General features: G+C 71.0%; 12 protein-coding genes. 2 read left to right on the plus strand and 10 right to left on the minus strand.

What is annotated here, in order from left to right; translation table 11 throughout:
• Positions 1-631: 631 nt before the first annotated feature.
• Both phaC and BLP73_RS01970 read left to right on the plus strand, forming a co-directional pair.
• Positions 632-2,404, plus strand: a complete 1,773-nt coding sequence (gene phaC, locus BLP73_RS01965) for a class I poly(R)-hydroxyalkanoic acid synthase (protein ID WP_245686523.1) — start codon at positions 632-634, stop codon at positions 2,402-2,404.
• Between the two features lie 184 nt (positions 2,405-2,588).
• The gene (locus tag BLP73_RS01970) at positions 2,589-3,056 is read left to right on the plus strand and encodes a Phasin (protein WP_090739823.1); all 468 of its coding nucleotides are present in this window, start codon (positions 2,589-2,591) and stop codon (positions 3,054-3,056) included.
• A 94-nt stretch (positions 3,057-3,150) separates the two neighbouring features.
• Here BLP73_RS01970 and BLP73_RS19295 read toward each other — a convergent pair whose 3' ends face one another.
• The 10 genes from BLP73_RS19295 to BLP73_RS02015 form a co-directional block, all read right to left on the minus strand.
• On the minus strand, positions 3,151-3,309 hold the full coding sequence (locus BLP73_RS19295) for a hypothetical protein (RefSeq protein ID WP_175453203.1): 159 nt from the start codon (positions 3,307-3,309) through the stop codon (positions 3,151-3,153).
• Between the two features lie 125 nt (positions 3,310-3,434).
• Entirely contained in the window at positions 3,435-4,412 is a 978-nt protein-coding gene (locus BLP73_RS01975; protein WP_090739824.1) for a quinone oxidoreductase family protein, read from the minus strand.
• An 8-nt stretch (positions 4,413-4,420) separates the two neighbouring features.
• Positions 4,421-5,188 carry an SDR family NAD(P)-dependent oxidoreductase gene (locus BLP73_RS01980; protein WP_090739825.1) on the minus strand — a complete coding sequence of 256 codons (768 nt, stop codon included), beginning with the start codon at positions 5,186-5,188 and terminating at the stop codon, positions 4,421-4,423.
• Positions 5,181-5,495 (minus strand): hypothetical protein, encoded by a 315-nt coding sequence (locus tag BLP73_RS01985; RefSeq protein WP_090739826.1) that lies wholly within the window; start codon positions 5,493-5,495, stop codon positions 5,181-5,183. The genes BLP73_RS01980 and BLP73_RS01985 overlap by 8 nt, the downstream gene beginning before the upstream one ends.
• Entirely contained in the window at positions 5,492-6,499 is a 1,008-nt protein-coding gene (locus BLP73_RS01990; RefSeq protein ID WP_217630624.1) for a phosphotransferase family protein, read from the minus strand. Before BLP73_RS01990 ends, BLP73_RS01985 begins: the two co-directional genes overlap by 4 nt.
• Positions 6,496-7,710, minus strand: coding sequence for an acyl-CoA dehydrogenase family protein (locus BLP73_RS01995; protein ID WP_245686505.1), 1,215 nt, complete (start codon positions 7,708-7,710; stop codon positions 6,496-6,498). Before BLP73_RS01995 ends, BLP73_RS01990 begins: the two co-directional genes overlap by 4 nt.
• Positions 7,707-9,434: a thiamine pyrophosphate-binding protein gene (locus BLP73_RS02000; protein ID WP_175453204.1), complete on the minus strand. Its 1,728-nt coding sequence runs from the start codon at positions 9,432-9,434 to the stop codon at positions 7,707-7,709. The genes BLP73_RS01995 and BLP73_RS02000 overlap by 4 nt, the downstream gene beginning before the upstream one ends.
• A gap of 11 nt (positions 9,435-9,445) precedes the next feature.
• Complete coding sequence (locus tag BLP73_RS02005; RefSeq protein WP_090739827.1) at positions 9,446-11,023, minus strand: class I adenylate-forming enzyme family protein; 1,578 nt, start codon at positions 11,021-11,023, stop codon at positions 9,446-9,448.
• Positions 11,024-11,099: 76 nt separating this feature from the next.
• Positions 11,100-11,960 carry an ABC transporter permease gene (locus tag BLP73_RS02010; protein ID WP_090739828.1) on the minus strand — a complete coding sequence of 287 codons (861 nt, stop codon included), beginning with the start codon at positions 11,958-11,960 and terminating at the stop codon, positions 11,100-11,102.
• Positions 11,957-12,745 carry an ABC transporter ATP-binding protein gene (locus BLP73_RS02015; protein WP_090739829.1) on the minus strand — a complete coding sequence of 263 codons (789 nt, stop codon included), beginning with the start codon at positions 12,743-12,745 and terminating at the stop codon, positions 11,957-11,959. The genes BLP73_RS02010 and BLP73_RS02015 overlap by 4 nt, the downstream gene beginning before the upstream one ends.
• Position 12,746: the final 1 nt, after the last annotated feature.

The following is a 12,746-nucleotide window of genomic DNA, read 5'->3' on the forward strand; positions in this document are numbered from 1 at the left end:
TGGCCTGCGCGTATCATCACGTCACATCTAGGGGGGATGAAGCACGATGGCAAGGAAATCGACGCCCACCGGAGCGACTGGCGGCAGCAACGTGGCCAAAAAATCCGTCAAATCGGCAGGACCTGCCGGCGCGAAGGGCAAGGCGAAGCCGGCCGACGCCGCAGCGGGTGCCGAGACGTCCACGGCCCCCGAGGCGCAGGCCGCGATGCCGGGCACCGCGCCCGCGGCGCGCTCCCGCCGCCGTGCCGGCAAGGCGGCAGGCCCGTCGGCCGCCGCATCCGCGCAGGCGGCTGACAGTCCGCCCACCGAGAACTCGCCCGCTGGCAACCCTTCCGCTGGCAGCCCTCCCGCCGACACCCCGCCTGCGGACAATCCGCCTGTCGGCGATCCCGCCGACACGCCGCCCGCCGAGACCCCGCCGCTGGAGGCTCCGCCCGTCGAGGCGCCGCCTTCGGACGCGCCTGGCGACATGCCCCCGGCCGAGGAGCCGCCGGCCGAGATCGAGGACGTGCCCGTCTCGCCGGCCGCCGCGCCCGGCAGCTCTGCCGCCCCGGCCGCGGCGGACGTCGCCGCAGCCGCCGAGCACGACGCCGAGGATGGGATGGCCGCCGCCCGCAGCCTGCTGGCGCAGATGGCCCGCTCCAGCCACGCGCCGACGGCCCGCAAGCTGGCCGAGAACATCGAGCGGATCGAGCAGCTGGGCCACCGCCTGATGGCGGCCTTTTCGGAACGCGGGATGCCGAACCCGGGCGTGCAGGGGCCGGGACCGGACCTGATGCGCGCCGCCGCGCAGGGCTTCGTGAAGACGCTGACCGACCAGCCCGCGCGCATGATCGAGCAGCAGGTGAACTACTGGGGCGAGACGCTGAAGAACTACGCCAAGGCGCAGGCCGCGCTGGCGAAGGGGCAGCTGACCGCGCCCGAGGATGACAGCCCGGCGGACCGGCGCTTCGCCAACCCGCTCTGGCAGACGCATCCCTATTTCAACCTGGTCAAGAAGCAGTACCTGACCAATGCGAACGCCCTGCGCGAGGCCGCGGCCGCGCTGGAGCTGCCCGACGAGATCGCCCGCCGGCGCATCACCTGGCTGACGAACCAGATCGTCGACATGCTGGCGCCGACGAACTTCCTGGCGACCAATCCCGACGCGCTGGAGAAGGCCGTCGCGACCGAGGGGGAAAGCCTCGTGCGCGGGCTCGAGAACCTCGTGCGCGACGTCGAGCAGAACCAGGGCGAGATGATCGTCTCGCTGGCCGACCGCAACGCCTTTGTCGTGGGCGAGAACGTCGGCACCGCGCCCGGCTCGGTCGTCCACCGCACGCCGCTGTTCGAGCTGATCCAGTACGCGCCGACGACCGAGCAGGTCCATGCCGTCCCGCTGCTGATCTTCCCGCCCTGGATCAACAAGTTCTACATCCTCGACCTCAAGCCCGAGAACAGCCTGATCCGCTGGCTGGTCTCGCAGGGGCACACGCTGTTCGTGGTCAGCTGGAAGAACCCCGGCGTCGAGATGGCCGAAACCGGGATGGAGGATTACGTCTCGGCCTATCTCGACGCGATGGACAAGGTGCGCGAGCTGACGGCGCAGAAGAAGCTGAACGTCGTCGGCTACTGCATCGCCGGCACGACGCTGTCGCTGACGCTGGCGCTGCTGAAGAAGCGCGGCGACGACCGGGTGAACTCGGCCACGCTGTTCACCGCGCTGACCGACTTCTCGGACCAGGGCGAGTTCACCACCTTCCTGCAGGACGACTTCGTCAACGGCATCGCCGAGGAGATCGAGCGGCACGGGCTGATGCGCGCGCGGCTGATGTCGCGCACGATGAGCTTCCTGAGGGCGAACGACCTGGTCTGGGGACCGGCGATCCGCAGCTACATGCTGGGCGAGACGCCGCCGGCCTTCGACCTGCTGTTCTGGAACGGCGACAGCACGAACCTGCCGGGCAAGATGGCGATGCAGTACCTGCGCGGGCTCTGCCAGCGGAACGGCTTTGCCACCGACGGCTTCGAGCTGATGGGCCAGACGCTGACGCTCGGCGACGTGGACGTGCCGGTCTGCGCCATCGCCTGCGAATCCGACCACATCGCGCCGTGGAAGGATTGCTGGCGCGGCGTGGCGCGGATGGGCACGAAGGACAAGACCTTCATCCTGTCCGAATCGGGCCACATCGCCGGGATCGTGAACCCGCCCAGCAAGAAGAAGTACGGCCATTACATCGGCAGCACCGACTTCGGGGGCGATCATGCCGCGTGGCGCGAATCGGCGACGCTGACGCCGGGCAGCTGGTGGCCGCACTGGGCGGAGTGGCTGGCGGCACGGTCGGGCGACATCGTCGAGGCGCGCCATCCGCAGGACGAGATCGAGCCCTCGCCCGGCAGCTACGTCCACGAACGCGCGATCTGAGCGCGTTCGATCCTGCCTTGTCAGGGGCTTGCGGACACATGCGCGAAAACCCGCGAATTTACGCTGCGTCGCAGAAAAATCTTGAAATGCTGCGGTGCAGCATTCATATTGGGGTCACTGAACGAATGCGGTGACCATGACGGGCGAGGGCCCTCGACGCGCGCCGCCTGAAAGGAGAACTGGAATGGCTAAGACCCCTGATTTCGCGAAAACGATGCAGGACATGATGTCGAACTTCCCGGTCGACACCAGCTCGATGCAGGAAGCGATGAAGTCGCAGAGCCTCCTGGGCGAGCGCCTGGCCCGCGTGGCCCTGTCCGCCGCCGAGCGTTCGACCGAGATCTCGGCACGTTGGGCCAAGGACTCGATCGCCCGCATGGGCGAGTTGGCCGCGGTCCGCGAGGAGCCTTCGGAATACGCCAAGGCCTACAGCGACTTCGCGTCGGCCGCCGCTGAGATGGCTGCCGAGCACATGGCCGCCTATGCCGAGGTCGCCAAGAAGGTCCAGATGGACACCGTCGACCTGATGCTGACCGCCGGCAAGGACATCGCCGCCGACGCTCAGAAAGTCGCCGAGAACACCACGCGCGACGTGCAAGCCGCCGTGAAGAAGGCTCCGTCGGTCGCCCCGAACGCGGCCGCCGCGAAGTAAGCGCTTTCTAAGCGTAGCGAGTGGCAAGTTTGCAGCAGGGCGGGGGCAACCCCGCCCTGTCATGCATTCTACGGTCCTGCATTTCCGCCGCGGTTCAGCCGCCGCCGATCCCGGTCGGGATCTTGCCGCTGCCGCCGCATTCGGCGCATTCGCGTCCGTCGACCCGCCCGCTGCCGTTGCAGGCGCGGCAGACGTTCTCGCCGGCGCCCGGTGCGTCGGCCGGGACTTCGTCAGGGTTCTTGTCTTGGCTCATGGGGCACCTCGCTTCTCGTGCCCCGGTGAACCCTGAAACATGCCCGATGTTCCTGCGCCCGGCGCAGGGGCGGCCAGACAGGGCCGGGCTGGCCGAAGCCGCTGCCGCGCGGGCCGCCGCCGGCGCTACGGGATCAGGACCGTGGCCCCTGTCGTCCTGCGCGCCTCGAGCGCGGCATGGGCCTGCGCCGCCTCGGCCAGCGGGAAGCTCTGGCGCGGCTCCGAGCGGATCTCGCCGCGCGCGACTGCGGCGAAGAGGTCGGCGGCGCGGGCGCGCAGCTCGGCCGGGTCGGCGATGTAGTGAAACAGGACCGGCCGCGTGGCCTTGGCCGACTTCGCCGCAAGATCGGCGAAGGTGAAGCCGGTGATCGGGCCAGAGGCCTGGCCGAAGCAGACATAGCTGCCCCGCCGCGCCAGCGCCGCCATCGAGCCGCGCCAGGTCGCCTCGCCCACGCCGTCATAGACGGCGTCGACGCCGCGACCCTCCGTCAGACGCGCAACCTCGGCCGCGAAGTCCTGCGCGTCGTAGTCGATGACATGGGCATAGCCATGCGCGGCGGCCAGCGCGCATTTCGCCGCGCCGCCGGCCGTGCCGATCGCGGTGACGCCCCTCGCCGCCAGCCACTGGCCCAGCAGAAGACCCACCCCGCCGGCCGCCGCGTGGACGAGCACGGTCTGACCGGGCTGCACCGCATGGCTGTCATGGATCAGGTAATGCGCCGTCAGCCCCTTCAGCATCAAGGTGGCGGCAACCTTGTCGCTGACGCCCTCGGGGATCGGCACGACCCGGTCCGCGGCGATGACGCGCGCCGAGGCATAAGCGCCCAAGGGCTGGGTGTAGGCCACGCGGTCGCCGGGCCTGAGGTCGGAGACGCCCTCGCCGACCGCCTCGATGGTGCCGGCGCCCTCGGAGCCGACGATCAGATCCCGCTCGACCGGCCAGGGATAGGTGCCGCTGCGGTGATAGACGTCGATGAAGTTCAGCCCCACGGCCGTCTGGCGCAGGAGGATCTCGCCCGGGCCGGGCCGGGGCGTGTCGATCCGGGTGCGGCGGAACTGGTCGGGTCCGCCGGGGGCGGCGGCGGTGATGGCATAGTCGGACATCGAGGGCCTCACAGCGCGGAAAGAAGGTGGCCGCCATCGGCCACGAGGACAGAGCCGGTCATGAAGCTGCCCGCATCCGAGGCGAGCAGCAAGAGCGGACCGGACAGCTCGGCCGCCCGGCCGAGCCGGCGCTGCGGGATGCGGCGCACCTGGGCCTGTCCGGCCTCGGTGGCGAAGAAGTCGCGGTTGAGGTCGGTCTCCACATAGCCCGGCGCCAGCGCGTTCACGCGGATGCCGTGGCGCGCCCATTCCAGCGCGTGCTGGCGCGTCAGCTGGATCAGCGCCGCCTTCGAGGTCGCATAGGCCGACACCCCCGCGCCCTGTCGCAGCCCGAGGATCGAGGCCACGTTGACGATCGCCCCCGGCCGCCCCGCCGCGACGAGCCGTCCGGCGACCGCGACGGACATGCGCCGCGCGCCGTCGAGGTTCACCCCCATGACCTGCGCCCAATTCTCGTCGCTCTGCCGGAGGGCCGCGCCCGGCGCGGCGATGCCGCTGTTGTTCACCAGCAGGTCCACCGGAGCGCCGGCCAGCGCCTCGGCCTGCGCGACGGCGTCGCTCACGCTGTGGGGGTCGGTCACGTCGAGCGCGACCACCGCGGCGCCGGGCAGATCCGCCGCCAGCGCCTCCATGGCGGCGACGCGGCGGGCGGCCATGACGACCCTTGCCCCCGCCGCGGACAGGCTGCGCGCGAACTCGGCCCCAAGCGCGCCCGAGGCGCCGGTCACCAGCGCCACGCGGCCGTCCAGCCGGAAGGCTGTCGGAAGGTCAGTCACGGCATTCTCCTTCGGTCAGCGCGCGGTCGTCCGGGGCCAGCGCGGCAGGGTCGGTCACCCAGGCCCGGCGGCGGGCATCCGCCACTAGCGCCGCAAACAGCGCGGCATCGTCGTCATGCGCTCCGGCACGAAGCGCCGCGACATCCGGCTCGGGCGACGCGCCCGCCGGCAGGGACAGCGCCCGCCGGGCGGTCGCCAGCGCGTTGGCGGCCAGCAGCGCGTGGTAGCGCGCATCCGGTCCGCCGGGCGCGACGTCGCGGCGCAGCGAGGTCTCGGCCTCGGCGATCAGGTCGAGGGCGGGGTTCATGCGGCCTCCGGTCGGGTCATCTGCAGAAGCTGGTATTCCAGCGTGTCGGCGATGCGCCCGGTCAGCGCCAGGTGCAGCGAGCGTTCGGCCCCGCTGGCATGGCGGTCGCCCTGCTGCAGCGCGATCACCGCCCACCGGGCATGGGCCAGCACCTCCCACCAGGCGACGCGCGCCGGGTCGGGGACCGTGCCGCCGGCCCCGGCGTAGCCGGCCAGCACGTCCTGGCGCGAGGCGATGCCGCCCCCGTCCAAGTCCGGGCGCGAGAAGCGCCAGCAGCGGGCGCAGAACCAGCCGAGATCGCTGGCCGGGTCCGACCAGCCGGCGAATTCCCAGTCCAGCACCGCCGTCAGCCCTTGGCCATCGACCAGGAAATTCCCGCTGCGGAAGTCCTGATGGGTCAGCGTCACGGGTCCCGGCGGGGGTGCGTGGCGCTCGGCCCATCGCAGCGCCCATTCGAGGCCGGGGCGCGGGGCGGGCCGGGCGTCCAGCCAGGCGCGCAGCAGCGCCACCGCCTCGAGGGCCGGATCGGCGGGGCGGGGGCCGAGGATGGCGGCCAGCCCGGCATCGGGCCGAACGGCATGGATCAGCGCCATCTGGCGGCCCAGCTCGCAGCCCAGCTCGGCGCGGTCGCCGCCGAGGGTCAGGTCGCGCACCACCTTGGGGCCGTAGCCCGTCCCCGAGACCCAGGCCATGGCTGCGAAGGGTGCCCCGAGGATCGCGGGGTCGTCGCAGAAGCCCAAGGGTTCGGGCACGCGCACCCCGGCGCGATGGGCGGCCGCGATCAGCGCGTATTCCTCGGCGCGCGAGCGGCTGGCGGCGATCGTGGCCGGCGCGTCGCGGCGGATCACCAGGCGCCGCGTCTGCTCGCCGGCCTGGGCGGTGACGGCCCAGTTTTCCTGGATCGCGCCGCCCGACAGCTTCTCGGCGGCGACAACCCGCGCGCCGGGCATGTCCAGCGCATCGGAAAGCCAGGCATTCAGCGCGGGGTTGTCCGTCAGGCTCATGCCCCCCAGGTCCAGAACTCGTCGCCCTCGCGCGCATAGGCGTCGGCCAGCACCATCCGGTGCACCTCGGAGGCGCCGTCGACCAGCCGCGCCTGCCGCGCATAGCGGTAGATCCATTCCAGCACCGTGTCGCGCGAATAGCCGCGCGCGCCGTTCAGCTGGATCGCGACGTCGGCCGCCTGGTGCAGCGTGTCCGCGACATGCAGCTTGGCCATCGACACCTCCTTGCGCGCATGGCTGCCCCTATCCAGCGCCCAGGCCGCGTTCATCGTCAGGAGCCGCCCGATCTGGATGTTCAGCGCGACGCCGCCCAGCATCAGCCGCACGGATTCGCGCTCGGCCAGGCGGATGCCGAAGCCCTCGCGCTGATCGACATAGGACTGCGCTTCGGACATCGCGCGCTTGGCGAGGCCCAGCCAGCGCATGCAATGGGTCAGCCGCGCGGTGCCGAGGCGGATCTGCGTGACCTTCAGCCCGTCGCCGACACCCATCAGCCGGTTCTCGTCCGGGATCTCGAGCCCGTCGAACTCCAACTCGCAATGGCCGCCATGTTCCTCGGGACCCATGATCGCGATGCGGCGCAGGATCTTCCAGCCAGGCTGGTCGCGGTGGAAGAGGAACGCCGTCAGGTGGCGCCGCTTCTCGGCCGGGTTCGGGTCGGTGCGGGCGATCAGGATGAAATGCGCCGCCCCCTCGGCCCCGGTGATGAACCACTTGCGGCCCGTGACGCGCCAGACATCGCCGTCCCGCACGGCGCTGGTGCCGATCATCCCGGGGTCCGAGCCGCCGCCCGGCGCGGGTTCGGTCATGACGAAGCTGGACCGCACCTCGCCCGCCACCAGCGGCGCCAGCCAGCGCGCCTGCTGCGCGGGCGTGGCGACGCGGGCCAGGACGTCCATGTTCCCGTCGTCGGGCGCCGCGCAGTTGAAGACGGCCGGTCCGAAGATCGAGCGGTTCGCCTCTTCATACATCACCGCGCGGCCAGTGACGGGCAGGCCCATCCCGCCGAGCGCCTGCGGCACCTGCGGGCACCAGAGGCCGGCCGTGCGGGCCTTCTCGCGCAGGGCTCGCAGCGGCACGTCCGCGATGTTGTCGTGCTCGTCCCAGTTCGTCCGGTCGGCCTCGACCGGCAGGATCTCGGCCTCGACGAAATCACGCGTGCGGCGGCGGATCTCCTCGAGCTGCGGGTCGAGGGTGAAGTCGATGCTCATGCCAGTCCCCGTCTTGCGCGTTCGGCGTCGTCCCATGCGGTCAGGGGCTGATAGTCGGGCACGAAGCCCAGCCCCTTTCTCGCATCCGAGGACACGGCGTCCTGCGAGGTCACAACGTCCACCAGCGCCGGGGCATTGTCCATCGCCCGCCGGATCGCGCCGGCGAGGCCCTCGGGGTCGGTCACCCGTTCGGCGTGAAGGCCGAGCGCGCGGGCCATGCCGGCATAGTCCGAATGGGCGAGCGTGGTACCGACGACGCGGCCGCCATAGTTGAACTCCTGATCATAGCGCTCGATGTTCCAGGCGGCGTTGTTCGAGACGATGACCACGATCTTGGCGCCGTGGCGGGCGGCGGTGTCGATCTCCATCGCGTTGAGGCCATAGGCGCCGTCGCCGGTCACGCAGATCACCTGCCGGTCGGGGCAGGCCAGCGCGGCGGCATTGGCATAGGGCACGCCGACGCCCAGGCAGCCGAAGGCCCCCGCGTCCAGATAGGTGCGCGCCTCCAGCCCCACGCGGGCGAAGGACAGGAAGTCGCCGCCATCGGCCACCGCGATATAGTCGGCGGGCGCGACCTCGCGCAGCGCCTCGAAGATGGCGGCGGGGTGGACATGGCCGTCCGCGCCGGTCTTCGGCGCGGGCTTCGGGGCGCTGCGGGCGACGTGCTTGGCGCGCACGCCCTCGGCCCAGGGGCGGTCGATCCGGCTCTCCAGCCCCTGGCCCGCCGCGAGGATCGCCTCCAGCGCCAGATCGGCCGAGGCCAGCAGCTCGGGCGCGCCCCGGCGGTTGTCGTAAAGCTCGGCCGCGTTCTCCGAGATCCGCACGAAGCGCGCATGGGGGAAGACGGCGGGCGAGCCGTAGCCTAGCTGGTAGTCCAGCTTGCGGCCGATGGTGACGACCAGATCGACCTCGCCCATCACCGCGCCGCGCATTGCGCCCACGACCGAGGGATGATCGGCCGGCACCAGCCCGCGGCTTTCCTGCGTGTCGAGATAGAGCGCGCCGGTCGCGTCCAGAAGCCGGATCAGCGCCGCGCCGGCATCGACCGCGCCGCGCCCGGTGACGACCAACGGACGGCGCGCGCCCCAGATCGCGTGCGCGGCCTCCTCGGCCAAGGCGGGATCGGGCGGCAGGCGGCGGCGTGGGCGGGCCTGCATCCACTCGTCCAGCACCATGTGGTCCGGCACGTTGATGCGCAGCACGTCGGTCGGGATTTCCAGATAGGACGGTCCAGGCTCGCAGGCGTCGCCGAAGGCGCGGGCGATGGCCTCGTCCATCTCGCGCAGGACCTGGTCGGGCACGCGCGCCGTGCGCGAGAAGCGGGCGACGGGGCGCAGGATGTCGACATGCGGGATGTCCTGCAGCGGACCCATGTTCGCCTGCGGGCGCGAGGTGCAGCCGCCGATCACCAGCACCGGCATCCGCGCCAGCGAGGCGTTCGCCACTGCCGTCACCGTGTTCGTCACGCCCGGCCCCGCGGTCACCATCGCGACGCCGAGGCCGCCGGTCAACTCGGCATGGGCATGGGCCATGTGGACCGCCGCGACCTCGTGCCGGACATCGATGATGCGGATGCCGAGCCGGGCAGCGTGGTCCCAGATCGGCTGGATGTGGCCGCCCTGAAGCCCGAAGATCCGGTCCACGCCGCGGGCCTTCAGGCTGCGGGCGATCCAGGCCGCGACGGATTGGGGATCTGCGTTCAGATCCTGGCGGAGATCGGTCATCCTTGGTCCTTTCAGGCGACGGTCGGCTGCGAGAGCTGGGCCACCATCCGGTCGCGCAGCAGGCGGTGCTGGATCTTGCCCGTCGCCGTGCGGGGCATGTCCTGGTCGGGCAGGAAGCTGATCCCGCGCGGCATCTTGAAGCGCGCGATGCGCCCGTCGCACCACTGGATCAGCTCGGATTCCGAGGCCTCGGCGCGGTCGTGCAGCACGACGACGGCGTGGACACGCTCGCCCCATTTCGCGTCGGGCAGGCCGATCACGGCGACGTCGCGCACCTTGGGACAGCCGCCGAGGACGGCCTCGATCTCGGAGGGATAGATGTTCTCGCCGCCCGAGATGATCATGTTCTTCTTGCGGTCGATCAGGCGCAGGAAGCCCTGCTCGTCGCGCAGCGCCATGTCGCCGACGGTGCAGTATTCGCCGCGGAAGGCTTCGGCCGTCTTCTCGGGCAGGTTCCAGTAGCCGTCGAAGGTGTAGGGCGTGCACGAGAACAGCTCGCCCGGCTGGCCGTCGGGCACCTCGTTGCCGGCCTCGTCCAGCAGCCGCACCGGGGCCGAGCCGATGCATTCGCGTCCGACCGTGCCCAGGTGGCTGAACTGCTCGTCCGGGTGCAGCATCGTGACCCAGCCTGCCTCCGAGCTGCCGTAAAGCTCGAAGAGGCCGGAATTGGGGAACATCTCCATGATCGCGCGCTTGGTGTCGGCGCGGGCGGGCGCGGACGAGATCATCAGCTTCGCCATCCGCCCCAGATCGCGGCGCAGCCCGCTGTCCTTGGCCGCCGCCAGCATCATGATGTAATGCGTCGGCACCAGCGAGGTGAAGGTCGAGCCGTTCCCCTCCATCACCGACATCGCGTGGTCCGGATCGAAGCTGGGGCGCGAGTAGATGCTGCTGACCCCGCCCGCATAGCTGAAGGCGCAGAAGAAGTTCAGCGAGTTGGCATGGCACATCGGCATGACCAGCAGCGCGTCGTCGTTGCGGCCCACGGCCAGCTCGATCTCGGTGATCAGCCCGACCAGTGCCATGCCGCGATGGCTGCGGATCACACCCTTGGGCTTGCCGGTCGTCCCCGAGGTGTACATCAGCGCCCAAGGGTCCGTCTCGGCCACCGCGACATCCGGCGCGCTGTCGCGGGCGTTCGCGATCAGCGCCTCGTAATCCCGCCAGCCGAGGGGGGCAGGGGGGGTGCCGAAATGCACGAAACGCGTGGCGGGGATGTCCAGCACGTGCCGGATCTCCTCGATGGCCGGGATCAGCGCATCCTCGGCCAGGATCGCGGCGGCGCCCGCATCCTCGATGATGAAGCGCATCTCGACGGGCGAGAGGCGGAAGTTGATCGGCACGGCGATCAGCCCGGCCTTGGCTGTGGCGGCGTAAATCTCGGCCCATTCGACGCGGTTGTAGGCCAGCACCGCGACCCGGTCCCCCTTGGCGAGCCCCAAGCCCAGCAGCGCGTTCGCCAGGCGGCGGGCGCGACCGTTCCACTGGCCGAAGGTCAGGCTGCGGTCCAGATCGCGCGCGCCGAGCCGGTCGGGCATAAGCCGCGCATGAACGTCCAGCATCTGACCGAAGGTGAGCAGCCGTTTCATCCGCGCCTCCCTGCACAAGATGGAATTCTGAATCCGGTATACACTAGCACGAGTCGGCCCGGCTGCGTCAAGGGCGTTAACGCTGCCGCGCCCGGTCCAGCGCCCGGATGGCCAAAACCGTCGTGACAAGGCCGAAGCCCGCAGTGACGGCAAGGTTCGTCGCCAGCTGCAGCTGGTGGAAGTCCAGAAGGCACCAGCGCAGCAGGTCGAGGCTGTAGGTCATCGGGTTCAGCCGAACGAGCATGTCCAGCCAGCCCGGCAGCTCGACCACCCAGCCTCCGCCGATGGCGTTGATGCCGTGCATGCGCAGCTGGTCCCTGAGGGCCGGCGGGATGTCCAGAAAGCCGATGCCGCCCACGATCCCCTTCAGCGGAAAGATCGAGCCCGACAGGAAGTAGAGCGGCTGGATCACCCCGTTCGAGATGCTGCCGAAATTGTCGATGCTGCCCCGGCGCAGCGCGATCAGCACCCCCAGCCCGGTCAGCCCGACCCCCATCGCAAAGAGAACCGCCATCGCCCCCGCCAGCGCGAGCAGCGAGATCTGCACCCCCACGACCGGCGCGAAGGCGATGGGGATGAGGCCCTGCGCCACGGCGACGGTCGCGCCGCCCAGGATCTTGCCAAGCGTCACCGACAGGCTGGGCGCGGGCGAGATCAGGATCTGGCGCAGCAGCCCGTGCTGGCGGTCATAGACCAGCTGGAAGCCCGATTGCAGCGAGGCGAAGAGGACGTTCAGCAGCGCGACGCCCGGCAGGACATATTGCGCGTAGCTGTAGCCCTCGATCTCGCGCAGCGTCGCGCCGAGGCCGAAGCCGAGGATGATGAGCCACAGCACCGTCCGCGACAGGCCGCCGAAGATCTGCGACGGATCGCGCAGGTAGCGGGTCAACTCGCGCCGCCACAGCGCCTCGGTGACCGAAAGGGACAGCGCGCTCATGCGGACCTCCGGGGCAGGCGCAGCACGCGGGCGGGCGGGCCGGCGAAGGCGTCGCGCAGGGCGCGGCCGGTCAGGGTCAGGAAGACCTGCTCAAGATCGGCATGGGCATGGCCGCCATGCGCCAGCGCCAGCTCGGCCCGGGTGCCGATGGCCAGCAGGCGGCCCTTGTCGATGATGCCGATGCGGTCGCAGCGCTCGGCCTCGGCCATCGCGTGTGTGGTCATCAGGACCGCCATCCCCTCGGCCCGCAGCCCGTCGATGCGCGCCCAGAGATCCAGCCGCCCCTGCGGATCGAGCCCGAGCGTCGGCTCGTCCAGCACCAGGAGGCGCGGCCCGTGCATCAGCGCGCGCGCCAGTTCCAGCCGCCGCTTCATGCCGCCGGAAAAGCCCCGAAGCGGCCGGTCGGCCTGCTCGCGCAGCCCGGCCCAGTCCAGCGCCTTCTCGACCGCCGCCGCGCGGGCATGGCGGGGCAGCGCGTGCATCGCCGCGTGAAGGCGCAGCGTCTGGCGCGGGCTCAGCCGCTCGTCCAGCGCCGGCTCCTGGAAAAGGACGCCGAGGCTGGCCCGCACCTGCGCCGCCTGCGCGGCGATGTCGGCGCCGGCCACCGTCGCCCGTCCCCGGTCGGGCCGGAGGGCGGTCGTCAGCATCCCAAGCGTCGTGGATTTTCCCGCGCCATTGGGGCCGATCAGCGCCAGGCTCTCGCCCTCGGCCAGCGCGAAGCTGACATCGGCCACCGCCTCGGTCCCGCCGAAGCTGCGTCCCAGTCCGTGGCATTCCAGGATCATC

Source organism: Paracoccus tibetensis, assembly GCF_900102505.1.
In the GTDB taxonomy this organism is placed as follows: Bacteria; Pseudomonadota; Alphaproteobacteria; order Rhodobacterales; family Rhodobacteraceae; genus Paracoccus; species Paracoccus tibetensis.